The following is a 23,417-nucleotide window of genomic DNA, read 5'->3' as shown; positions in this document are numbered from 1 at the left end:
GAATAATGATAAATTAAAAGAATTTGAATTTCTTCTGTCACTTTTCCTTCACGCTGGGTTGTCATGACGCACAATGGATTGAAATGGGGGCTCCTCTTCAGCCTGGCTGCTGCGGTTCTTCATGCCGGGCAGCCAGACCGTTATTTCTATAAAGGCCTCCCGTATGGCAGCCAATCCCTGGTCAATCCTGTGACCATGATTCTGCATGGGGGGTATGGCATCTTGGCCATGGAGAACCGCCCTCATAAACCCCTCGATCTGCCCTACGAAGCCGGGTGGGAGAATCTCTGGGATAATCTGCTGCATCCCTTTGATGCCATCGACGCCTACGGTTGGGTTAATTTTATTTCGGGCGAACTCATTCCTTTCAGCATCCACTCCAAGCATGCCCAGTACTGGCCTAACTATACGATGCACCTGTTCGGCGGCGGCATGAGCAGCCGCATGATGACCGAATGGTTTGCCTGCCGCCAAATTCCTCATCCCGCTCTCTTTTCAGCGGCAACCATGGCCGTCTATCACCTCCTCAACGAAACCGTCGAAAACGGTGAATTCCGGGGCTACAACGTCGATCCGATCGCCGATCTCTACATCTTTGATCCCCTCAGCATTGTACTCTTCAGCAACGACAAGGTGGCGCGCTTTTTCAGCGAGACCCTGAATTATGCCGACTGGTCCTACCAGCTCGCTTTCGATTTCGGGCGCGGCACCATCGAGAACAACGGGCAGAATTTCAGCCTGAAATGGCGGCTGCCCGGGTCACAACGGTGGCATCTCTTTTATAATTATGGCAATCATGGGGAGGGGGGATTCTCGTACAAGATCGATCAGGAACGGGCGATCTCGCTGGGGGCCGGACTGGTGGCCAAGAATCTGGTGGGTGTGGATGACCGGGAGGGGGAGAAGGTGCGCTCGTTGACGACCAATCTGGTCACCACCGCCGGACTTTTTTACGACCGCAACAATTCGCTCATGGCTTCCTTGCTCTATGCCGGCAAGCTGCGCAGCAAAGTCCGCCTTAACCTCTATCCGGGGCTGATCCGCATCGGCTCCTTCTCGCCCGGCCTTTTCGCCCTAGTGGACCGGGATAATCGCTGGACCCTGGGCCTGCAGCTGCACAAGGTCCCCTTTGGATTCGCCCATCGGATGTAAAAAAGGCCGCCCGATACCAGTCCGAATCCTGCTTCCAGCAGCACAAAAGCACGGTTAAGGCCGATGCCGATGGCAAAGGCGCGGTTGAAATCGGTATGAGTGTGGGTCCTCTTCTGAGTAGCGTCAGGCAAGGCCCTGAAATCCATTCTCTCATTCTTTATTTCCCCATGATTCCTGCCCCCCTCCATACTTCGCGACCCAGGTCTATTTTAATAATAAAAGAGATATTTCAGCTTCACCACGTTGACCCGGTTGACCATGTGCAGGCGGTTGGGCAGGAGACGATTCTCACGATCAAACTCCGCACTGCGGTCCTGCACTTCATTGAGGGCGAAGTAGATCCAGCTCTTGGGACGGAAGTTGTAGGAGAAGAGAAAACCGCCGATCAGCCGCTCCAGATGGCCGGTCGAGCGCACGTAGAGATTATCCACATAGAGCCGCAGGTTGAGATTGTTGACCGGAGTCCAGCTGCAATAGGGCCGCGCATTCAAGGTCACGTCCGCCAAATTCCCTGCGGGGTTGCCCTCGAAATAGAGATCCGCTGAAGTACCCAGGGTGAGGACCTGGGCCGGCTTCCAGTCGATTTCACCACCGGTCCAGCTGTAAGCGGCCAGCCAGGAGCGGGAAAAATTATAGGTGCGTGAGTAACCGCCGTAGAGGTGGCCCTCCCATTGGGGGGAGATGCCCAGCCATGAAGAGAGGGTGGCCTCATATGAGTTGTAGGCAACCCCCATATCCCGTGAGCGGCCAGCGTTGAGATTGATCTCGAATCCCCAGTTCTTGCGGAACTGCATGTTATAGCCCAGCAGGGCCATGCGGTCGGTGAAGGCATCGATCTTTTCGTGGTTGAGGATGCCGCCGCCATAAATGATCACCTGACTGACCGCTCCCGTCTTAGGCAACCACATGGGACCGGCGAGCAGAGTGCTGTTCCAGGTGCCCTTCCAGGGGACGAAGCCCACCTCCTGGATGTCAAAATTTTCACCCACATAGCGGGAGCGCCAACCGAGCAGAAAATGTTCCTTGGGGATCCAGAGTCCGAACGAGCCGGCATAATCGCCCTGGTGGTTGCGGTAGGAACGGGCGGCTTGGTAGGAGAGCTGCCAGTCCGATGCACGGAAGGCACCGTCGACATCGATGACCCCGTTATTGTCCTCCCCGGTATTTTTGCCGACATAAAGCAGGCCGATGGAAGAGTTGCCGAGGATCTGTTTTTTCAACCGCAGCGAGCTGAAAACGGCCGTAGGCTCATTGAGGCGTGCACTGCCGTCCTGATAGGACTTGCCCCCGGTGGCGGCGAAAAATCCCCCATATTCCCAATTGTTCAATCGGCCGAAGAGTTTGCTGCCGGCCAGCAGGGGCACCTCGTGCCCATCCGGAAGGCGCCGGCCGATGCGTCGTGAATAAAAGAGCTCCATGGGTTCATAAAAGCCGGTGTTGCGCTGCTTGCCGGAGGGCATAAAAACTTCGTTGCCCTGGGTGAAGAAGGGCCGGCGTTCGGAGTAATAGGATTCATAGCGGGAGATATTGAACTCGTAGGGGTCCGCTTCGATCTGGGCGAAATCGGGATTGGCCGTGAACTGCAGCGTAAGTTGCTGCGAGGGATTGTAAAAAAGGTCCACGCCGGCATTGGGCGAGAGCTTCCACGTTTCACCCGGCTCCTGTTCAGCCCTGGCCAGTCCGACGGGATAAATTTCCAGGTTGAGGCCCTTGACCGAGGGCCGGTTATCCCTGAATATAAGGCGGCCGAACTTGGAGATGCGTTGGCCCTCATTCTGCTCATAGGCGTTCCAATAGGTATCTTCCTTGCCGACCTCCGTCCAGCGGTCGAAATCGAGACCCCACTCCTGCAGCCTATCGTCGTACTGGATGGAGCGGTAAGGGATTTGCATTTCGACCGCCCAACCCCACTCATAGAGGCGGCTGGCGGAGAACCAGACTCCGTCCCAGCTGTAATCGCGGTTACGGGCATCATCGAGCAATCGGCAATCGGAGCGGCTGCCCCCGGCGGCGACGGCGAATTTATAGGCGGTGCGATAGTCGCCGAAGGTATCGATCATCAGCGAGACCACGTCACCGGTAAAGTCGTCGAGTTTGCCGGTGTAACGCTGGATGTGCGCCGGATCATCCCGGCACAAAATAAGACCGTAGAGGTTTTTGTCGTCGCTCAGCAGCCGGGCGACCGTCTGATGGAGTGGCGGCTGTCCGTAAAAGGGTTGGAGCTGGAAGAATCCGCTGGCCGAGTCGGCGCTGCTCCATGCGGGCTCGATCAGGCCGTCCACCAGGATGGGCTGATGGACGGTATGAACCTGGAGACTCTTGACCTCTGCTCGGGAGGCGGCGGTCAGTCCCAGTGAAACAAGAAAGATAATGAGGGGGTACTTCATGAACTCTCCAGCACGTGGTGATCCCCCTTTCTGTGATCCGGTCTTTCTCATACGGGGAGGCGTGGGCGGGGGTTTCAAGGAATTTCACCGCTAGAGTAGGATGCGGGGACAAGAGTATCCGGGGGATGGAGCCACTCCTGTTCTGTGCCCTTCAAACGGGTTTGTGCTTGATGAACGTGCCGTTGCGAAACTCGGTGAAGGCGAGGCGGAGTTCCTCCTCGGTATTCATGACGATCGGCCCGCGCCAGGCGACCGGTTCATTGAGGGGGTGGCCGTGGGCGAGGAGAAAGCGCATGCCGTTCTCGCCTGCCTGGATCTGCACCGCCTGTCCCTCATCGGCAAAGGCAATCAGGTGACCCGCGGCAACACTCTTTTCCGCGTCCGGGGAGAAGGAACCGCTGCCGTCGAAGAGATAAGCGAAGGCGCGATGACCGGCCGGTATGGGGAAACCCATCCGGGCGCCCGGCGCCAGCGAAAGATCGTAATAGCCGACCTCGACCATCAACTCCCGCATCGGGCCCTGGATACCCGCCAATTCGCCGGCGATCACTCTAGCCTGGATGCCGGGTTCGAGCTCGATCGTGGGAATCTGCTCGCTGAGGATGCCGTTGTAGCGCGGAATCATCATCTTCTGCGCCGCTGGTAGATTGACCCAGAGCTGGAAGCCAAGCAGGGGTTCGTCCGCGAGCTGGGGCATTTCCTGATGAATGACGCCGCTGCCGGCGGTCATCCATTGAACATCGCCACTGCGAATGACGCCCTGGTTGCCGAGGCTGTCGCCGTGCTCGACCGCGCCGGTGAGCAGGTAGGTCACGGTTTCGATGCCGCGGTGGGGATGCCAGGGAAAGCCCGCAAGGTAATCGTCCGGGTCCTTCGACCCGAAATGGTCGAGCAGGAGAAAGGGATCGAGGTTGGGCGCTTGTGAAAAGCCGAAGACGCGCTGTAGGCGCACACCAGCCCCCTCCATGGTCGGTACGCAGCGGGCGGTCATCTCAATGGCGCGAAACAGAGGCATGCGGATCTCCTTTCCAGTGTCAGGCGGTCGTCGCTTCGCTGGCTGGCGGCTGGTTTTCCTTCACCAGCGGCGTCACCAGAACCTTGTCAACGCGGGTGCCATCCATATCCATCACCTCGAACCGCCATTTACTCCATTCGAAGACATCGGTGGGTTCAGGAATGCGCCCGAGGTGCATCAAGACGAATCCGCCAAGTGTCTGATAGCTGTTCTCTTCCGGCAATTCCGCAATATTGAAGAATTCTTTGAATTCCTCAATATAATAGAGGCCGTCGATCAGGTAGGAGCCGTCGAGCCGCTTCTGCAATCCCGGGCGGGCTTCGGTCTCGTCGAGGGAGGGGATATCGCCGACGATGGCCTCCAGGATGTCAAAGATGGTGACTATGCCCTGCATGACGCCGTATTCATCGACGACGATGGCGATATGCTGCCGCTGCTTTTTAAAGGTTTCGAGCACATTAAGGGCCATGGCGCTCTCGGGCACATAGAGTGCGGGGAGCATATGCTTGCGCAGGTCGATCTCCTTGTTCGAGATGGCGTTCTCGAGCAGATCCTTGGCGCGCACAACGCCGATCACCTCATCGAGATTACCCTCACAGACGGGGAAGCGGGAGTGTTCGCTCTCGAGGATCTTTTTGTAGGTCTCCACGGCGGTTTCATCGGTCGAGAGCCAGACTACATCGGTGCGCGGCGTCATCAGGGCGCCGGCGCGCTTGTCGGCGAGGCTGAAAACGCTCTCGATCATGTCACGTTCAGCCTCCTCGAACATCCCGGCTTCGATCCCCTGATCGATCATCACCTTGATCTCTTCCTCCGAGACCGGCTGTTCCTCGATCTTGCTCAGGCCGAAAAGCCGGAGGATGCCATCGGTGGACCAGCTGAGGATCGCCACCGCAGGCCAAGCGAGCTTGGCCAGACGCGACATGGTGGGGGTGAGGGTACCCGCGACTTTTTCGGGATTGTGCAGGGCGATCTGTTTGGGGACCAGCTCGCCAAGGATGAGGGTGAAGTAGCTGATCCCGAGCACGACGAGGCCGAAGGCGAGTGCATTGCTGTACTTCGCGATGGATTCGAACTGCTGCAGCCACAAGGCCAGGGCTTCAGTGAACCTGGCGCCGCCAACTGCACCGGCCATGATGCTGATCAGGGTGACAAAAATTTGTACTGTGGAGAGAAATCGGGTTGGATTGTTGATCAGTTTGAGGACCGATTTCGCCCGGGGATGACCCTCGTTGGCCAGTTGTTGCAGGCGGGTCTTGCGCACCGATACTACGGCCATCTCGGACATGACGAGAAGGCCGTTGGCGATAAGGAGAACAAAGATGAGAAGGAGATTAAGTGTCATGCTGTTTCTGTCCCTGATGGACCATTAGGTTGTCAGCGGCATGGCGCCGCGCAGCTCCGTTGACGACGGGCATGAATCAAGCCCGGGCTCAGTACCTCAGGCCGGCCGCACCGGCAGCTCCACCTTGCGGTGTTCCGGGTCGGTGTTCTGTCTGAAAAAGATCGCCACATGCCCGATCATCCCGGCCAGCTCGCTTCGGGTTCGCTGCGCGATCTCGGCTGCTAGCGCTTTTTTCCCCTCCTTGAGTTCGAGAAAGCGCACCTTGATCAGCTCATGATCGGTCAGTGCGGCATCGATGGCCGCGGTGACTTCATCGGAAAGGCCGTTTTTGCCGATCAGGATGCACGGCTTGAGGGTATTAGCGCGGCCGCGCAAATAACGGCGCTGTGCGCCGGTGAGGGTGGGCATGGAATCTCCGAATAGTGATAATGTCGACATTATGCTAAAAATTACATAGATTTAGTTCGAGAGTCAAGGGAATTCTCGGCTTAGTGGGGGATTTACGCCTGCGGCGAGATATTACGGCCTGGTGTAAAAAAGTGTAGAATCGCATAAAATAAAATCTTACATTGAAGCGTGGTAGTCTGAGGAGTCGATATGAAAAGCAAAGAGCAGCCCCGCAACAACAAGCCAATGCAAAAACCGCCCTACCGGCCCATTCAGCTGCATCCCGTTCGGCCGGTTCCGAGCGATATCGCCATCGCCCAGGCCGCGCATATGAAGAAGATCAGCCTGATGGCTCGGGAGGCCGGGATCCTCCCCGGCGAATTGGAACTCTATGGCGAATACAAAGCCAAAGTGCGGTTGTCGATCCTCGACCGGCTGGCGGCGAATCCCAATGGCAAATATATCGTGGTGACCGCCATGACACCGACACCGCTGGGGGAGGGCAAGACGACGACGACGCTGGGGCTGTCGCAGGCGCTGGGAGCGCATCTCCGCAAGCGGGTTTTCACCTGCATCCGCCAGCCCTCGCAGGGACCCACGTTCAGCATCAAGGGCGGCGCTGCTGGCGGCGGCTACAGCCAAATTGTCCCCATGGAGGATTTTAATCTCCATCTGACCGGAGATATTCATGCCATCACCGCGGCCAACAATCTGCTGGCTGCGGCGATTGACGCCCGTATGCTGCACGAGAGCGAGCGCAGCGATGATGAAAAGCTGGCGCGGATGCTATGCAAAAGGGGCGAACTGGCGATCTCCCAGCGGCGGCGGATGGAGCGGCTGGGTATCCACGCCAACCGTCTTGATGAACTCTCAGAAGAGCAGATGCGGCGGATTTTCCGTCTCGATATCGATCCCGAGCACATCACCTGGAAGCGGGTAGTAGATGTCAATGACCGGCTGCTGCGGCGCATCCAGATTGGTCTGGGAGAGGAGGAGCGCAATCAGGCGCGCATGACCGGTTATGATATTGCTGTGGCCAGCGAGGTGATGGCCGTGCTGGCCCTCACCACCAGCCTGAAGGATTTGCGTGAGCGCCTCGGCCGCATGGTGGTCGCGCGCAGCCGCCTCCAGGAGCCGATCACCGCCGAGGACATCGGCGCTGCGGGGGCGATGACGGTGCTGCTCAAGGATGCGATCATGCCCAATCTCATGCAGACGCTGGAGGGCACACCGGCTTTTGTCCATGCCGGCCCCTTCGCCAATATCGCCCATGGCAGTTCGTCCATCTTGGCGGATCAGATCGCGCTCAAACTGGCTGATTATGTGGTGACCGAAGCGGGCTTCGGCGCCGATATCGGCCTGGAGAAATTCATCAACATCAAATGCCGCTATTCGGGGTTGAAGCCGGACGCGGCGGTCATTGTGGTGAGCATCCGCGCGCTCAAGATGCATGGCGGCGGCCCGACGGTGGTCGCCGGCAAACCATTCGATCCGGTCTACTCGCAATCCCATCCGGAGCTGGTGGAGGCGGGCTGCGGCAATCTCGCCCGCAGCATCGAGATCGCCCACCAGTTCGGCATCCCCGCTCTGGTGGCGATCAACATCTTCCCGGATGACAGTCGGGAGGAGATCGCGGTGGTGCAGTATGCCGCCCTGGCTGCCGGGGCCCACGGCGCCTATGTTTGCGATCATTATGCGCGCGGCGGCGCGGGGATCATCGAGCTGGCCGAGGCTGTATGCGCTGCCGCAGCAAAAGAGAACGACTTTCAGTTCCTCTATCCCCTGGAATGGTCGATCAAGAAAAAGATCCATGCCATCGCCACCCGCATCTATGGCGCCGATGGGGTCGACTATACCCCCGAGGTCGATCGCGCCATCGATTATTACAACCGCCAGGGTCTTGAGCATCTGCCCATCTGCATGGCCAAGACCCATCTTTCCCTTACCCACGATCCGACGCTCAAGGGCGTGCCCACAGGCTGGCGGCTGCCGGTGACCGACCTCAAGGCCTCGGTGGGGGCGGGTTTCCTCTATCCTCTTTGCGGGCAGATGCGGACCATGCCCGGCCTGCCGACACGGCCGGGCTTTCTCGATGTCGACATTGATACCGAAACGGGTAAAGTCATGGGACTCTCCTGAGCGGGAGCACGTCCCGTGTTGCGGAGTATAAAGCGGCATTTCTTCGAAGGAGAGGGACCATGAACCAGAAGCGCGAGGAGCCAATGGAACAATACCGGATTCAGCCTGGAGAGAAACTCCATCTCAAGGACGTCAATCCCAACGACGACACTCATTTTCCCAAAGGCAAGGCGGAAGGCAAGGAGGCATTGCTCAGGCTGAACAGCAGGTTGGAGACCTTACAGGAACTGTTATACGCTGAGCAGAAACACAAGCTGATGATCGTGCTCCAGGCCATGGATACGGGCGGCAAGGACGGCGTGATCCGCCATGTCTTCGAGGGGGTCAATCCACAAGGGGTGCGGGTGGCCAGCTTCAAGGCCCCCACGCCGCTGGAGCTCGCCCACGATTATCTCTGGCGGATCCATCAGCAGGCCCCGGGTAAAGGGGAAATGGTGATCTTTAATCGCAGCCACTATGAGGATGTCCTGGTGGTTCGTGTGCATGAGCTGGTCCCAAAAGCGATCTGGTCGAAACGGTATGAGCAGATCAATGCATTCGAGAAAATGCTCACCGAAGAGGGAACAACCATCCTCAAATTCTTCCTTCACATCGGCAAAGATGAGCAAAAGAAACGCCTGGAAGAACGCCGTGACAATCCCGAAAAACGCTGGAAATTCAACGTCGGCGACCTCAAGGAACGCGAGCTGTGGGATCAATACATGAAGGCCTACGAGGTCGCGATCAGCAAAACCAGCACCGAATGGGCGCCCTGGTATGTCGTGCCGGCCAATAAAAAGTGGTACCGCAATCTGGTGGTGGCCTCCGTGATCATCAACAAACTTGAGAGCCTGGGGATGGCCTATCCAGAGGCGGATTTTGATCCGAAAACAGCCGTGATCGAGTGACGAGGAATGGAATGGAGGTGAGGGTAAGCGTAGTGCGGAAAATCGGCCTCTTTGCTCTGCTGTTGTTCTTTTTTACCGGGGTGGCGCTACAGGCCCAGGAATACGTCATGGTCTCACCGGAAAAGAGTGACGGCGTTTATACCCTGCTGAAGCGGTACGGACTGCCGGCAAGCCGCGAGACGATCGCCCGGTTTTGGGCACTGAACGAGGATCTAATCCGCGGTGGTAAGTATTTGCGTCTCGGCTTCGATTATCAGCTGCCCATCTACAAAATCTATTATGATGGTAAAAGCATCCAAACCTCCTTGGGTATCACCGACCGGGCCCTGGCGCAAAGGATCGAGCTTTACAATCAGAAGCTGGTCACAACCGGCGTCCAGAAAAGTCCTTACAAGAGCAGCAGGGAATTCTGGGTGCCGGCAGACTGGATGCCGGAGAGCCGCGTGGCAGCCGAACCAGCGAGTTTCAAGATATTCGGCCCGCGCTATCAATCGGTGGAGCAGACCGATCAGGCGCTCAAGGGATGCATCATTTACCTCGATCCCGGCCATGGCGGCCCCGATCCCGGAGCGATGGGGCTGCGCGGTCGCGACCGGCTCTACGAAGATGAATACGCCTACGACATCACCCTGCGCCTGGCGCGGCGGCTTCTCGAGCACGGTGCCGGGGTCTATATGCTCGTTCAGGATGAGGATGACGGCATCCGGGATGAGGCGATTCTCAAATATGACGATCACGAGTATTATCTTGGCCATGTCCCGATCGCCAAGGACCAGCTGCGGCGCCTGAGTGACCGGGCTGATATCGTCAACGGCCTGTTTGACCGCTACAAGAAACGGGCGCGGATGCAACTGATGGTGACCATCCACCTCGATTCGCGATCGCGGGGCCAACGGATTGATATCTTTTATTATTACCAGGCCAACAGTGCCGCGAGCAAACAGCTGGCCCGCACTCTGCTCGCCAAGGTGGATGAGAAATACGCGCTCAATCAGCCGGGGCGGGGCTATGAGGGCAGCATCTCCACGCGCGATCTGCACATGCTGAGTCAGACCAAACCCACAGCGGTCTATATCGAGCTGGGCAACATTAAAAACAAGAAAGACCAGGACCGCTTCATCATCGCCGACAATCGCCAGGCGGTCGCCAACTGGCTTTGCGAAGGCGTGATCGATTTCACCCGGCAGGGGGGTGAGGAGCGGCGCTGATGTTGGCCGGCGTGGGTCCTGTATTACGGCAAAAGGCTTGTCGGAAGGAGGCGGTTGCCACCGCCTGGGCACCGGACTGCACTCCTCTTCGGGAAACGGGCATGCTGATTTGGGTGGTATACGAATCCAAACTGGGCAATACCGCCGCACTAGCGCAGCTGATCGCCGGCGAACTGGCCAGGGAGCATCGCGTCCGGTTGATGCCCGCCGAGGAGGCGGGGGTGCCGCACGGCGTGGATCTGCTGATTATCGGCTGTCCGCACCACCGCCATCATCAACCGGATGCCCTGCTGGCCTGGGCGTTCAAACTGCCACCGCGGGTGCTGCACGGAATTCGCCTGGGGATATTCGAGATTCGATACCGGCGTCATTTTTTCTGGCAAGGGGAGAGTGCCGCGGCCCTAGTCTGGCGCCGTCTGCTGGGGCTGGGCGGCAAACCGGTATCACGGCCAGTCAGCTTTTATCTACACCATCGGTCGCGACAGATTTCCGAAGCCGAAATGGGGCGGGGCGCCGCCTGGGCTAGAAGCCTGGCACGGAAAGCCCAGGAGGGCGTGCCGAAAGGCCCTTTCATCCACGCCGGCGATCACCTGCTGAACTGATCGCCGGATCACGGGGCAAGGGGTGGAGGCGGATGCTGTATCGAATTGAAAGGAGAATCGAACATGTTTAAGGAATTCAAAGAGTTCGCCCTGCGTGGCAACGCGGTCGATATGGCGGTCGGTATCATCATCGGCGCCGCCTTCGGCACCATAGTCAGCTCCCTGGTGGCCGATGTGCTCATGCCGCCCATCGGCTTGCTCCTGGGCAATGTCGATTTTTCGAATCTCTTCGCTGTTCTCAAGGAAGGAGCCGCTTCGGGGCCGTACACCAGCCTGGCCGCCGCCAAGGCCGCCGGCGCGGTGACCCTGAATTACGGGGTCTTCATTAATGCCATCATCAACTTCCTGATCGTCGCCCTGGCCATCTTCTTCCTCGTTCGCGGCCTCAACCGCCTGAAACGCAAACAGGAAGCCCCGGCTGAAGCGACGACCAAAGAATGCCCGCAGTGCCTCTCCATCATTCCGCTCAAGGCGAAGCGCTGCGCCCACTGTACCGCGCAGCTGGAATAAAAGCAGCACCGGTTTTGCCGCAGCGGCGGGCGCCTGCGTTTCCGCTTCGCCGTGCCAGAGGAGGTTCGCCGCTCCGGCCAGACCCGCTGCAGGGAAAGTCCATCCGCTCATCTGCCCCATTTGATCCGGTATCATGCAAAGAAGGAGAGAATACAATGGAGTCGGGCCTGTCCATTCCCATTTGTGATCTTCACTGCGACACCGCCACCAATCTGCTGCTCGGCTCCTCGCTGACCGACACGTCGATGCAGGTCAATCTGCCGGCGATGCGCCGGGGAGGGATCGGACTCCAGGTTTTTGCCTGCTACATCCCGCCGGCCATTCCCAAGGGCAGCGCTTTCGCCATGGCGGAGAAGATGATCCTGCACCTGAAGACGGAGCTGGGGCGCCATCCGGAGATGGCCCTCGCGCTTTCACTCGCGGAGGTCCGTGCGGCCCGGGAGCAGGGCAAGATCGCGGCGATGATCGCGGTGGAGAATGGCAATGCGATCGATGCGGATCTGGGCAACCTCGAAAAACTGCATCATCTGGGAGTGCGGCTGATGACTATCATTCATGCCGAGAGCAATGAATGGGCGATCAGCTCGAACGATCCTTCGCCGGCGTTCGCCGGTCTCAGCGATTTCGGCCGCGATGTGATCCAGGCCATGGATGATCTGGGCATGATCATTGATGTCTCGCACAGTCACGACCGGACGGTGGAGGAGGTGCTCAAGAGCAGCCGCAAGCCGGTCATCGCCTCGCACTCCTGCGCTAAAACCCTTTGCCCGGCTGCACGCAATCTCCCGGATGAGCTGATCGCCGGGCTGGCCTATTCAGGCGGCCTGATAGGGGTGAATCTCTACCCCGGTTTTCTCGATGGCACCTATAGTGAGCAGATTACCGCGACCGCCGGTGACCTCTTCACCGAGCTGGGGAAGATGGAACGGGAGGCCGGTTCGGATCTGGTCAAAATCGGCCGGCTCTTCCCCGAATTCAGCCGGAACTTCGCTGCCGCCATGGGAGAGAATCTCCTGCCGCTCGAACGCTATTATGATCATCTTCTTTACATCACCGAAATGATCGGCGCTGAGTATCTGGCCTTTGGTTCCGATTTCGACGGTGTGCCGATCTTGCCTGCAGGGGTCACCGACTGCAGCAGTCTGCGGACTATCCAACAAGGCCTATTAGAGCGGGATTACTCGGTGGATGAGGTCGAAGCGATCAGCTGGGAGAATTTTCTGCGCATCGTCGGCGCCGTCTGCGGTTGAGATTTCCGGCCTGGTTCGCGGCCCAAAAGACGCCCTGCAAGGCGGAAAAAATCAATTTGCTTCAATGCGAGAGTTTTTGTATTATAACACGTACGAATGCGGAGACGACCTGCCGGATGCCTTGTAGGATTCGTTCAGCACGGGGAGAGCACCATGCCGTTTGTCTACATCACCCGTCACCTGCACTTCAACGCTGCGCACCGTCTGCATAGCGATCTCCTGTCTGACTCAGAGAACCAGGCAATTTACGGCGCCTGCAACAATCCCCTGGGGCATGGGCATAACTACGAGCTGGAAGTGACGGTCGTTGGCGAGCCCGATCCCGTCACCGGAATGGTCATCGATCTCAAGGTGCTCAAGGAAATCGTTGAGCGCGAGGTTATCAGCCAGGTGGATCATAAACACCTCAATTTCGACGTCGATTTCATGCGGGGCATCGTCCCCACCGCGGAAAATATCGTGGTTGTCTTCTGGAAGAGGCTACAGGGCGCTTTCGACGGCTGCCGGCTTTATGAACTGAAACTCTGGGAAACGCCGCGCAATGTCGCGATCTATCGCGGTGAACAGTCACCGGAACCAGCATAATTCATCCAAAGGAAAAATGCATGGCCAAAAGCATTGAGCCGTTGATTAAGGATTTGCTTGTGGAGCTGGGGGAAGATCCGCAGCGGGAGGGGCTGCTGCGTACCCCAAAGCGTGTCGATGCCGCCCTGCGCTATTTGACTCAGGGATACCATCAGAGCCTCGAAGAACTTCTCAATGAAGCGATTTTTACTGAAGCGTGCGAAGAGATGGTCGTTATCCGCAACATCGAGTTTTACAGCATGTGCGAACATCATATGCTGCCTTTCTACGGACGGGCGCATGTGGCCTATCTGCCCCAGGGCAAGATCATCGGTCTGAGCAAAGTACCGCGGCTGGTCGATATGTTTGCGCGGCGGCTGCAGGTACAGGAGAGGCTGACCAACCAGATCGCCCAGACGTTGATGCGGGTGCTCAATCCCTATGGGGTTGCTGTGGTCCTCGAGGGTAAACATCTTTGCATGATGATGCGCGGGGTCGAGAAGCAGAGCAGCTTTGTCACCTCCAGCGCTATGCTGGGTGAGTTCAAGAAGGACCGCGCGACGCGGATGGAGTTTCTTAATCTGATCAAATCGTGGGAGTAGTATGTCGCAACTGGATTTGAAAGGCAAAATCGTCTGGGTAACGGGTTCCGGCCGCGGAATCGGCCGCTCGATCGCTCTCTCCCTGGCCGCACACGGGGCGCATGTCGTCCTTTCGGCGCGGACGGTTTCGGATATCGAGGCTGTGGCGCAGGAGATCACCAATCAGGGCGGCCAGGCCCTGGCGATGCCTTGCGACGTCCGCCATGCGGATCAGGTCCGGCGTGTGGTCGTCGCGGTGGAGCGGACCCATGGCCCCATCGAGGTGCTGATTAACAACGCCGGCGTTGCAGTCTTTAGCAAAATCGTCGATACCAGCGAGAGCGATTGGGATACCATGATGGAGACCAACGTCAAAGGCGCCTTCCTCTGTTCCCAGGCGGTACTGCCCGGCATGATCGAACGCAAGTCCGGCCATATTGTCAATATGGTTTCGGTGGCGGGCCGGACGCCCTATTACAGCAATGCGGCCTACTGCGCCTCCAAGTACGGTTTGCTGGGTTTTACCGATGTTCTGCGGATGGAGGCCCGCAAGCATGGCATCCGCGTAACCGCGCTCATGCCCGGGGCGACCGATACCCTCATCTGGGGTGAGAGCGGCGTCGACAACACCCGAATGATGCCCGCCGAAGAGATCGCCAAGGCGGTCATCGCCGTTCTGCTCACGGGTGAATCGGCGATGATGGAGGAGGTGGTCATCCGTCCGCTCAGTGGCGATCTTTGATCCCTGCACGGCCTCGCTTCGTGCCGGTATTGGCCGATACTCTTTTCCCTGGAAAGGCCCTGTCCCTCTCATGAAAATGCCGTTCATAGCCATAGCCATCCTCTCCGTTCTCTTTCTGATCATACAGCCAGCGGCCGTCACTCCGGAAGAGGCCTGGCGGCTGGAGACGATCCCGGTAACGGAGATCATACCGGGAATGACCGGCTTTGGCAAAACCGTTTTTCAGGGGGAGAAGATCGACACCTTCGGGGTGAAGGTTATTGACGTCATCGATAATTTTTATCCCCAGGAGGATCTGATCATCATCCGCCTGACCGGCGCGCAAGTGGAGCAGACCGGGGTGGTTGCCGGCATGAGCGGCAGTCCCGTCTATTTAGGCGGCCGGCTGGCAGGGGCGTTGGCCTTGCGTTTCATCGATTTCCAGAAAGAGCCGATAGCCGGTGTGACGCCGATCGCGGCGATGATGCGGGCAAGTGCATTCGAGGCGGAGCGCCTGGCAGCGCGTTCGGGGACGGCGCAGACCACACCGTACGATTTGCGAACGATCATGCTGGGGGCGGGCGCCGGCTTCTGGCAAAACCTCCTAGCGCCGCTGCTGCCCGTGCCGGAGTCGCGGTTGGCCGTGCGGCGCATTGATGCACCGCTGCTCTTTTCGGGCTTTTCGGAACCGGCCATATCGGCAGCCGCGTCGCTTTGGGCCAGTCTGGGGTTCTCGCCGGTGCTGGGTGGAGCGACGGTTGCGGCCGGGCACTCCGAAGCGGCTTTGGAGCCCGGCAGTGCCATCTCCCAGGTTTTCGTACGTGGGGATTTCGGCGTGGAGATGACCGGCACCGTCACCGCGGTGGACGGTGATAAAGTGCTGGCCTTCGGCCATTACCTCTTCAATCTCGGTCCCATTCAGATGCCGATGGCACGAAGCCGGATCCTGGCGACGCTGCCCAGCCTGATGGGGTCGAGCAAGCTGGCGCATTCGCTGGAGATTATCGGCACGATACGCCAGGACCGGCTGTGCGGCGTCTACGGCCAGATCGGCCTCGAACCGGTGTGGATCCCGATTCAGGTCGACCTCAAGAGCTCGGGGGGCAGCCGTACCTTTCAGTTTCAACTGGCGGACGATCCGGCCCTGCGCAATCTGATGCCTTTCTTCCTGCGCACGGCGCTTTTCCAGGCGCTGGTGACGGGACAATTGGGCGCTGAACCCTCCACGGTGCGTCTGCGCTGCACAATCGCGCTCGCGGATGGCCGCCAGCTGCAGTTTGGCGATTTCATTTCGTATCAGGAGCGGTTTGGATTTCTCGGCGCCGGCAGCGAGATCGGCGAAGCTGTGGACCTGATCGCGGTGAGCCTGGGAGCGCTGACCGTCAACCGTTTTGATCCGCCCCCCGTCCGCTCCATCGCCATTGCGGCCGATATCGAGCCCGGCGAACGGATCGCTGAAGTCGCGTCCATCCGGCAGGACCGTCTTGAATTAACGCCCGGTGATTCCCTGCACCTCTCGATCACCCTGAGGAGCAGCGAAGGCCGCGAAATCCGCTATCGCCAGTGTCTCTGTCTGCCGCGCTATCTCCAGGCGAATAGCCTGAATATCATCGCCTCCGGTGCAGCCGGCCTGATCCAGGCCGAACTGGCGAACAACCCGGACAAGTACCGCCCCGATTCTTTCGCGCGGCTCTGCACCCTGCTCGAACAACGCCGCACCAGCGACAACCTTTATGTTCAGATCCGTGAACCCGCGCCGGGCATGGCCGTGGATGGAGCAGAACTCAGCGGTCTTCCCCCCTCGGTCCTCGGGACCATGAATGGACGCGGAACTGAGCGCGTACTGCGCGACCGCGTCCTCGCCGAGTGGGTGATTCCTACTGGCTTCGAAGTCACCGGCATGAAACGCCTGAATGTGCGCATTGCCCAGCCCCGGACGGAACAGCCGGATGGCAATCAGGCGGCTATTGACCTGCAATTTCTGGAATGAGAATGAGACGTCGAGCTCGTATCCATCATCTGACCGGGCTGCTCCTACTGATGGCGCTTGGCATCGGCCGGCCGGCCGTCGCAGCCGGCCCCCAGCAACGAAGCTGGAAAAGTTTCAGTGATTTTCTTCCCTGCCAGCTGGAGAACGTCTCTCTGGAGAGCACAGGCCGTCTCGTCCTCGCCCCCCAAACCCGTCTGGTCATCGATTCCGGCGAACCTTATATTTGGGATATCACCAGTGACCCAGCCGGTGTCCTCTATCTGGCCACCGGCAACCAGGGGCGGGTGTTTCGCGTCGCCGGAAACGGGGATACTACGCTCTGTTTTGCCGCCAGCGAACCGGAGATCTATGCTTTGGCTGAGGACGGCCGTGGCGGCTTGTACATCGCGAGCTCGCCCAATGGCCGCATATACCGGCGCGACGCGACGGGCGCAGTGCGGGTTTTCTGCGAGCCGGGTCAAACCTATATCTGGGACATGCTATTCGACCGCGCCGGCGATCTCTGGGTAGCCACCGGCGGCAAGGCACAGCTTTTGCGTGTCAATCCCGCCGGTCAGATCAGTGTGGTGCTGAACAGTGAAGCGGAGCACATCCGTTGTCTCACCCTCGCGGGTGAAATCCTTTATGCCGGCAGCAGCCGGCCGGGGCTGATTTATCGCATCCGCAAAAACGACACTCCGTTCGTACTGTACGATACCGGTGTGGAGGAGGTGCACAGCCTTGCCGCGCTTCCCGGTTCTTGGCTCTACGCGGCTATTCGCAGCGCCGGCACCCCTGCCGCCGCCGCGGTGACGGTCTCGAGCGCTATAAGTCAGCCCGCTGCCGTGGAGGGCGAGGAGAGTGAAAAAGGCAGCGCCACGCCCGAGCCGGCACTGCCTACAACGGCTGAGACCTCCGGCGCCACCTCTCAGCTGGTGCGCATCGACACCGAGGGGTATGGCCGGCCGGTCTGGCCGGCGGACGCCGGGGAGGTCCAGACCCTGCTCGCCGATTGGGAGGGAAGCGTACTGGTGGGCACCGGCCGTGAGGGCCGGCTCTATCGCATTGATCAGAGCGGTGATATCTCCCTGCTGCTCAAGGTTTCCGCGTCGCAGATTTCGGTCCTGCACCGCACCGCCGTCGGGGAATTGGTCCTGGGAACCTCCAATATGGGCCTGGGTTATCGCCTTGGCGCGCTGGTTCAGAAGGGCCGCTGCGAATCCGAGCCCGTCGATACCGGTACCTTGAGTTTCTGGGGGACCTTGAGCTGGCGAGGCCAGGGCCCGCTGCTCTTCGAGACCCGTTCCGGCAATACCCGCAAACCGGAAACGAGCTGGAGCGCCTGGAAGCCCCTGAGCGGAACCGCGGGCGAGCGGCGCATCGTCAGTCCCGCGGCCCGCTTCCTGCAGTGGCGCTGCACACTGACCATTGGCGCCCAGCCCCCGGAACTGCGTGAGGTGAATTTCTTCTGTCTGCAGAAAAACCGGCCGCCCGAGATCGACGATATCATCATCCTACCGCCCGGCGACTATTATGATCCCGGCCAGGAGCCGGGGGCAGATGTGAAGGGCATCACCGAGCCGGCTCCCCTGCCCAAGCGGGAATATAAAAAAGGATTTCGCACCGCCCTGTGGCAGTTTGCCGACCCCAACCGGGATCCCCTGCTCTTTACGCTTTGGTATCGCCGCGTCGAGGATCGTCATTGGCGACGCCTCGCCGGGCCGATCGCCCAAATCCTTTACGCCTGGGATACAACCCAGATGGCCGATGGCGAATATCGGCTCCGCCTAGAAGCGAGCGACAGCCTGACGCTGCCGCTCGAGCAGGGCCTGCGCGCGGAAAAGATCAGCCCGACCTTTTTGGTGGATAATACCGCACCCCGGATCGAGTTCTCTCCCGCCCGGCAGGAGGGCCATAAAGTCCTGCTTGGTTTCAGGGTCTGCGATACCGCTTCCGTCATCACCCATGTTCGTGTCAGCATCAATGCCGGCGGCTGGCAGACCCTCTATCCCGTCGACGGCATCTGTGACGCGCTCTGTGAAGAGTTTATGCTTCCGTTGGAGGGCGGTTCTGCACCACTGGAGGTTGCCATCGAAGCAGCCGATCAGCTCGAGAATTGTAGCATCGCCCATCATCTGATAAAAGGGTTTTAATGATCCAGGGTAAGGAATGGCAGCCGGTTCGTGATTTTATCCGGGACAAGCACAGAATAGCGGTTACCACGCATATCCATCCCGATGGCGATGCCATTGGCAGCCAGATGGCCATGGCGCATTATCTGCGCCAGATTGGCAAGGAGGTGGTGCTTCTCAATTGCGATGTAACGCCCGAGTATTTCCATTTTCTTGATCCCGGGAAGGAGATCGGGCTCTATTCACCCCAGTTGCATGAGACCGTTATTTCCGGGCTGGATGGTTGTCTGGTCGTCGATATCAGCGACTGGGGCCGGCTTCGCGCGCTGGGTGAAGCTCTGCAGCGCTACCGGATCCCTCTCGCCTGCATCGACCACCATATTCCGGCTGAACAGATGGGTGAGGTGCATATCTGCTTGCAGGAGGCTTCTTCAACCGGTGAGATGATCTATGATTTTCTGCTCGACTCCGGCGCGGAGCTGACCCCGCCGATCGTCGATGCCTTGTATACCTGTGTGATGACTGATACCGGTTCATTCCGGTTTAATAATACCACCGCGCGCACCCATCTCATCGCCGCTGACCTGCTCGGGCGGGGGGCGCATTATCGGGCGATTTACGAGCAGGTCTATGAAAACAATTCAAAACAGCGCACCCTTCTCATGGCCAAGTTGCTCGAGCAGATGCATTTTGCCTGCGATGACCGGCTTGCCTATTTCAGCCTCTCGCAGGCGCTGCTCCGTCAGACCGGCGCCCAGCTTTGGGAGACCGAGGGTTTTTCCGAACTCCCGCGGACCATCGCCAAAGTCGAAGTCAGTCTGATGTTCACCGAAACCCTGGATGGCAGCACCAAGGTCAGCTTCCGCTCCAAAGGCCGCGTGGCCATCAATGGCATGGCGGCTCTGTTCGGCGGCGGCGGCCATAAATTTGCATCCGGCGCAACCCTCGCCATGAGTCTGAACCAGGCAGTGGAGGTCGTGGTGGAAGAGGCCAAAAAACTGTTCAAAGAGTAAAAGACAACAACACTCCCGGCATGTCGACTACTGGTCACGAAAATATCGATCGCTTTTACGCTCTCGCGGCACATGCCTCCCTGATCTCCGATCCAGCAGAGATCTTTCGCCAATCCCGGGCCCTGCTGTTGCGCATGATCCCTGCAGATTACTTTCTGATCTTTTATGATGACAAACTCCGCGAATGCCTCGCCGCCTCTTTCGCCTACAATATCCTGCCCCTCCCGACTATTGAAGAGATCACCATCCCCTATCAGGATCCGCTCATCAAGGAGGTATTGATCAGCCGGCAGACCGTCGTCCGGCAGGATTGCATGGAGCCGCTGGTGCACGATGTGAGCCAGGAGCTGATTATCCCGATTTTTACGCCCGAGGAGGTCCTCGGATCCCTTTATTTTGCCCGGCTCGCCGAGCGGCCCTTCACGGCGGAGGAGATTCGCCTCGCCGAGCTCTGTGCCTTTCTCCTGGTCGCCCCGATGGAACGGGCGCATTGGGAGCAGCGCTCGCGGCAGACGCACGAAATCCTCAACAGCTTTCGCGAAAAGTATCTTTCCATCCTCGACGCGCTGCCCTATCCAGCTATGGTTATCGATCCCGATGCGGACCGGCTGGAGGAGGTCAACCGTGCCTTCCTCGACTGGATGGGTTACGACCGTCGCCAGATCTTCCTGAGCCGTTTTTCGGAACTCTGCCGATCACAGGGCGATTTCGATAATGGCAAGGCCTGGCCGCCGCATTCGTCGCGGGTTCAGATCGTAGATCCTAATGGCGTACTGCACGAAGTGCAGGCGCTCAGCGCCTCGCTCAGTACCCAGGAGCCCGGGAAACGCATCATCACCTTCATCAGCGACTGGCGTCCGGCCCGGCAGGAGGGGCTGCAGCAGGATGCCGAGATTCTCATCCGCACCCTCGCGCACGATCTCAAGGCGCCTCTGCAGAGCCTCAAGGGGTATGCCACGCTGTTGTTGGAGGAGCAGGGGAGCGATCTTCCCGCTGCAGCGTCGACCTATCTGGAACGGATGTCCAGCAATATCGAGCAGATGGAGCGCCTCATCGCCGATCTCCTCGATCTCTCGCGTCTCAACAGCGGCGACTTTCCCTTTCAGGAAGCAGATTCCTTCGAGATTTTAAAAAGCGCGCTCGACTCGCTCTCGGGACTGATCGAAAAACGTCCGGTGAACTTGATTATCGATTCCACCCTGCCGCGCATCGTCTGCAATGCCTCACAGATAGCCCAGGTTTTCACCAATCTCATCTCCAATGCCCTGAAATTCACCCGCGGGATCGCCATTCCCAATATTGAAGTGGGCTGCAGTGCCACGGAGGAGGATTTCGAATTCTACGTTAAGGACAACGGCGTTGGCATTGCGCCGGAGGATCTGGAGCGTATCTTTGACCTCTTTTATACCCGCGACACCGGCGAGGGCAGCAAGAGCACCGGCGTCGGCCTGACCATCGTCAAGCGCATCGTTGAACGGCACCACGGCCGGGTCTGGGCGGAATCCGTGCCCGGTGTGGGGACGGTCATCAAATTTACCTTACCGCAGGTTTTGCACCGGCAGGCAACCCTTGCCGGGGAGTGACGGCCGTGCAACGTGAGTTTCAGATCCTGATTATTGAAGATCATCCTGAACAGGCGCACCTGATGGAGTTGATCCTCAAGCGCCATGGTCAACCCTTCGCGGTACACATCCTTCACGATCCGGAAGAGGGTTTGGCGCACCTGCAGAACGCACCGGTCGACGCCCTGGTGCTCGATTACAGCCTGCCCAAAATGTCCGGCCTCGAGGTGCTGCAAGAGATTAAGAAAAGACACTCGGGACTGCCGGTCATTATGGTCACCGGACAAGGGGATGAGCGTATCGCGGTCGAGGCGATGCGCCACGGGGTGTACGACTATCTGGTCAAGACCAAGGATTTTCTCGATCTCCTGCCGCGGGTGGTCACCCGGGCTATCGAGGAGCGGCAGCTCTCCTCGCGGCTCGAGCAAAGCGAGCAACGCTATTTCGCCCTCTTTGACAAGGCCAGCATCGCCATTTTTATTGCCGAGGCCGATTCCTATCGATTGCGGCAGGCCAACGGTATGGCGCTCAAACTGACCGGGTATCCCGACAAGGCCCTGCTCGAAATGAGTTTTTTACAGATTTGCGCTGCCCGTTCCCTGCAAGAAGTCGAAGGTTTTCTCGCCCGGATCAAGCAGGAGGGCCAGGCCAATCTGGATCAGGTCATGCTGGTCAGCCAGGACCACCATCTGATCCCTGTGGATCTCAGCGGCAGCCTGGTATCGATCGGCGACCGGCAGGTCATCCAGTGTTTTGTCCGCGATATCAGTGAGAAATTGAAAATGCAGCGCCAGCTGCTCCTCAGCCGCCAGCGACTGATCTCCCTTTTCGACGGCATCACCGACCCCATTTCGGTCCAGGATCGCGACCATAATCTCATCATGGGCAACAAGCGCTATCTGGAGATCACTGCCGGCAACACGCCCGGCCTGGTCGGATGCAAGTGCCACAAAGCCCTTTTTGGCAGCGATTTCCCTTGCTCCAACTGTCCCGCTTTCGAAACCTACCGCACTGGTGAATCCCGCTTTATCGAGATCATTCATGAGGGGCGAACTTATGACCTCTGGACCTTTCCGATGGCGGGTCTGGATGGCCGGCCGGAGTTCCTCGTCGAGTATGCCAAGGATGTCACCGAGCAGAAGGAGATCGAGAAGCAGCTGATCAAGTCGGAAAAGCTGGCCTCCATCGGCCTCCTCTCTTCGGGCATCGCCCACGAGTTGCGTAATCCCCTGAACATCATCGAGACCGCCCGCTACTCCATCGAAGACCTCCTGAATCACGCCCAGCCGGAGATCGACCGCAAGCTGGATATCATTAAAAAGAATGTCCGCCGCGCCTCGGTGATTATTGAAAATCTGCTCCAGTTCTCCCGCCACTCCGAATACGAACGCGAGCGCGTCGATGTCGAAAAACTGGTTGACACCACCCTCTCGCTGGTGGAAAAAGAGACCGCGGTCCGCGATATCCATCTTCAGAAGGCGTACGCCGGCGTCCCGAAGGTTTATTTCAGCCTCGACTCTTTGAAGCAGGTTTTTCTGAATATCATCTATAACGCAATCCAGGCGATGCCCAACGGCGGGGTGCTGCGCATCGTCACGTCAGCCAGCAGCGACGGCGGGTGGGTCGACATCGAATTCACCGACAACGGTGTGGGCATTTCGAGCGAGAATCTCAGCCATATCTTCACACCCTTCTTTTCAACCAAAAGGGATAGCGGCGGGACCGGATTGGGGCTCTATCTCTCTTATACGATCATCAAACGGGAGGGAGGAGACATCCTCGCGCGCAGCCGGGAGGGGAGCGGCACCACCTTTACGGTCAAGTTACCGGTCGCACAAACCCCCGGCACCCCCGGAGCGGGCGAGGATGTATGACACCGCTAAAATCTCGTCGCCACCCTGGTGTCCTGACGAGGGACTGGCCAACCCACGGGAGGGGGCCAGGTTTTAAACCACGGAATGGGGGGTACCCTGGCGAGTTAGCTGTTGACTAA

The 23,417-nt window shown here is 58.8% G+C and carries 19 protein-coding genes; 15 read left to right on the top strand and 4 right to left on the bottom strand.

The window, feature by feature from the left end; translation table 11 throughout:
• The first annotated feature begins 63 nt into the window (after positions 1 to 63).
• A complete protein-coding gene (locus PLH32_08145; protein HQJ64567.1) occupies positions 64 to 1,152 on the top strand; it encodes a hypothetical protein in 1,089 nt (362 codons plus the stop codon).
• A 209-nt stretch (positions 1,153 to 1,361) separates the two neighbouring features.
• Here PLH32_08145 and PLH32_08140 read toward each other — a convergent pair whose 3' ends face one another.
• The 4 genes from PLH32_08140 to PLH32_08125 all read right to left on the bottom strand — a co-directional run bounded on the left by PLH32_08140 (position 1,362) and on the right by PLH32_08125 (position 6,307).
• Positions 1,362 to 3,539, bottom strand: coding sequence for a DUF5916 domain-containing protein (locus PLH32_08140; GenBank protein ID HQJ64566.1), 2,178 nt, complete (start codon positions 3,537 to 3,539; stop codon positions 1,362 to 1,364).
• A 151-nt stretch (positions 3,540 to 3,690) separates the two neighbouring features.
• Entirely contained in the window at positions 3,691 to 4,554 is an 864-nt protein-coding gene (locus PLH32_08135; GenBank protein ID HQJ64565.1) for a pirin family protein, read from the bottom strand.
• A 19-nt stretch (positions 4,555 to 4,573) separates the two neighbouring features.
• On the bottom strand, positions 4,574 to 5,899 hold the full coding sequence (locus tag PLH32_08130; protein HQJ64564.1) for a hemolysin family protein: 1,326 nt from the start codon (positions 5,897 to 5,899) through the stop codon (positions 4,574 to 4,576).
• Positions 5,900 to 5,995: 96 nt separating this feature from the next.
• Positions 5,996 to 6,307, bottom strand: coding sequence for a YhbY family RNA-binding protein (locus PLH32_08125; protein HQJ64563.1), 312 nt, complete (start codon positions 6,305 to 6,307; stop codon positions 5,996 to 5,998).
• 225 nt (positions 6,308 to 6,532) lie between these two features.
• Here PLH32_08125 and PLH32_08120 point away from each other — a divergent pair, with 225 nt between their 5' ends.
• The 14 genes from PLH32_08120 (at position 6,533) to PLH32_08055 (ending at position 23,298) form a co-directional block, all read left to right on the top strand.
• A complete protein-coding gene (locus tag PLH32_08120) occupies positions 6,533 to 8,425 on the top strand; it encodes a formate--tetrahydrofolate ligase (protein HQJ64562.1) in 1,893 nt (630 codons plus the stop codon).
• Positions 8,426 to 8,484: 59 nt separating this feature from the next.
• Positions 8,485 to 9,312, top strand: coding sequence for a polyphosphate kinase 2 family protein (locus tag PLH32_08115; GenBank protein HQJ64561.1), 828 nt, complete (start codon positions 8,485 to 8,487; stop codon positions 9,310 to 9,312).
• Positions 9,313 to 9,323: 11 nt separating this feature from the next.
• Complete coding sequence (locus tag PLH32_08110; GenBank protein ID HQJ64560.1) at positions 9,324 to 10,520, top strand: N-acetylmuramoyl-L-alanine amidase; 1,197 nt, start codon at positions 9,324 to 9,326, stop codon at positions 10,518 to 10,520.
• Positions 10,521 to 10,621: 101 nt separating this feature from the next.
• Positions 10,622 to 11,122, top strand: a complete 501-nt coding sequence (locus PLH32_08105; GenBank protein ID HQJ64559.1) for a hypothetical protein — start codon at positions 10,622 to 10,624, stop codon at positions 11,120 to 11,122.
• Positions 11,123 to 11,185: 63 nt separating this feature from the next.
• The gene (gene mscL, locus PLH32_08100; protein HQJ64558.1) at positions 11,186 to 11,632 is read left to right on the top strand and encodes a large conductance mechanosensitive channel protein MscL; all 447 of its coding nucleotides are present in this window, start codon (positions 11,186 to 11,188) and stop codon (positions 11,630 to 11,632) included.
• A 155-nt stretch (positions 11,633 to 11,787) separates the two neighbouring features.
• A complete protein-coding gene (locus PLH32_08095) occupies positions 11,788 to 12,882 on the top strand; it encodes a dipeptidase (GenBank protein ID HQJ64557.1) in 1,095 nt (364 codons plus the stop codon).
• Between the two features lie 153 nt (positions 12,883 to 13,035).
• Complete coding sequence (locus PLH32_08090) at positions 13,036 to 13,467, top strand: 6-carboxytetrahydropterin synthase (GenBank protein ID HQJ64556.1); 432 nt, start codon at positions 13,036 to 13,038, stop codon at positions 13,465 to 13,467.
• 20 nt (positions 13,468 to 13,487) lie between these two features.
• Complete coding sequence (gene folE / locus PLH32_08085; protein ID HQJ64555.1) at positions 13,488 to 14,048, top strand: GTP cyclohydrolase I FolE; 561 nt, start codon at positions 13,488 to 13,490, stop codon at positions 14,046 to 14,048.
• Between the two features lies 1 nt (position 14,049).
• Positions 14,050 to 14,769 (top strand): SDR family oxidoreductase, encoded by a 720-nt coding sequence (locus PLH32_08080; GenBank protein ID HQJ64554.1) that lies wholly within the window; start codon positions 14,050 to 14,052, stop codon positions 14,767 to 14,769.
• 70 nt (positions 14,770 to 14,839) lie between these two features.
• Positions 14,840 to 16,738 carry a SpoIVB peptidase S55 domain-containing protein gene (locus PLH32_08075; protein ID HQJ64553.1) on the top strand — a complete coding sequence of 633 codons (1,899 nt, stop codon included), beginning with the start codon at positions 14,840 to 14,842 and terminating at the stop codon, positions 16,736 to 16,738.
• A 2-nt stretch (positions 16,739 to 16,740) separates the two neighbouring features.
• Positions 16,741 to 18,870, top strand: a complete 2,130-nt coding sequence (locus tag PLH32_08070) for a hypothetical protein (protein HQJ64552.1) — start codon at positions 16,741 to 16,743, stop codon at positions 18,868 to 18,870.
• Complete coding sequence (locus tag PLH32_08065) at positions 18,870 to 19,862, top strand: bifunctional oligoribonuclease/PAP phosphatase NrnA (protein HQJ64551.1); 993 nt, start codon at positions 18,870 to 18,872, stop codon at positions 19,860 to 19,862. Before PLH32_08070 ends, PLH32_08065 begins: the two co-directional genes overlap by 1 nt.
• Before the next feature lie 20 nt (positions 19,863 to 19,882).
• Complete coding sequence (locus PLH32_08060) at positions 19,883 to 21,445, top strand: GAF domain-containing sensor histidine kinase (protein ID HQJ64550.1); 1,563 nt, start codon at positions 19,883 to 19,885, stop codon at positions 21,443 to 21,445.
• Positions 21,446 to 21,450: 5 nt separating this feature from the next.
• Complete coding sequence (locus PLH32_08055) at positions 21,451 to 23,298, top strand: response regulator (protein ID HQJ64549.1); 1,848 nt, start codon at positions 21,451 to 21,453, stop codon at positions 23,296 to 23,298.
• Positions 23,299 to 23,417: the final 119 nt, after the last annotated feature.

Source organism: bacterium, from assembly GCA_035419245.1.
Taxonomy (GTDB): Bacteria; Zhuqueibacterota; Zhuqueibacteria; order Residuimicrobiales; family Residuimicrobiaceae; genus JAKPUX01.
The sequence above is the reverse complement of the archived record's forward strand: the minus strand, read 5'-3'. Positions and strand labels throughout refer to the sequence as shown.

Coding starts and splice junctions, on each gene's coding strand:
- PLH32_08145 (HQJ64567.1), top strand. CDS start 64: ATGACGCACAATGGATTGAAATGGGGGCTCCTCTTCAGCCTGGCTGCT.
- PLH32_08140 (HQJ64566.1), bottom strand. CDS start 3,539: ATGAAGTACCCCCTCATTATCTTTCTTGTTTCACTGGGACTGACCGCC.
- PLH32_08135 (HQJ64565.1), bottom strand. CDS start 4,554: ATGCCTCTGTTTCGCGCCATTGAGATGACCGCCCGCTGCGTACCGACC.
- PLH32_08130 (HQJ64564.1), bottom strand. CDS start 5,899: ATGACACTTAATCTCCTTCTCATCTTTGTTCTCCTTATCGCCAACGGC.
- PLH32_08125 (HQJ64563.1), bottom strand. CDS start 6,307: ATGCCCACCCTCACCGGCGCACAGCGCCGTTATTTGCGCGGCCGCGCT.
- PLH32_08120 (HQJ64562.1), top strand. CDS start 6,533: ATGCAAAAACCGCCCTACCGGCCCATTCAGCTGCATCCCGTTCGGCCG.
- PLH32_08115 (HQJ64561.1), top strand. CDS start 8,485: ATGAACCAGAAGCGCGAGGAGCCAATGGAACAATACCGGATTCAGCCT.
- PLH32_08110 (HQJ64560.1), top strand. CDS start 9,324: ATGGAGGTGAGGGTAAGCGTAGTGCGGAAAATCGGCCTCTTTGCTCTG.
- PLH32_08105 (HQJ64559.1), top strand. CDS start 10,622: ATGCTGATTTGGGTGGTATACGAATCCAAACTGGGCAATACCGCCGCA.
- mscL (HQJ64558.1), top strand. CDS start 11,186: ATGTTTAAGGAATTCAAAGAGTTCGCCCTGCGTGGCAACGCGGTCGAT.
- PLH32_08095 (HQJ64557.1), top strand. CDS start 11,788: ATGGAGTCGGGCCTGTCCATTCCCATTTGTGATCTTCACTGCGACACC.
- PLH32_08090 (HQJ64556.1), top strand. CDS start 13,036: ATGCCGTTTGTCTACATCACCCGTCACCTGCACTTCAACGCTGCGCAC.
- folE (HQJ64555.1), top strand. CDS start 13,488: ATGGCCAAAAGCATTGAGCCGTTGATTAAGGATTTGCTTGTGGAGCTG.
- PLH32_08080 (HQJ64554.1), top strand. CDS start 14,050: ATGTCGCAACTGGATTTGAAAGGCAAAATCGTCTGGGTAACGGGTTCC.
- PLH32_08075 (HQJ64553.1), top strand. CDS start 14,840: ATGAAAATGCCGTTCATAGCCATAGCCATCCTCTCCGTTCTCTTTCTG.
- PLH32_08070 (HQJ64552.1), top strand. CDS start 16,741: ATGAGACGTCGAGCTCGTATCCATCATCTGACCGGGCTGCTCCTACTG.
- PLH32_08065 (HQJ64551.1), top strand. CDS start 18,870: ATGATCCAGGGTAAGGAATGGCAGCCGGTTCGTGATTTTATCCGGGAC.
- PLH32_08060 (HQJ64550.1), top strand. CDS start 19,883: ATGTCGACTACTGGTCACGAAAATATCGATCGCTTTTACGCTCTCGCG.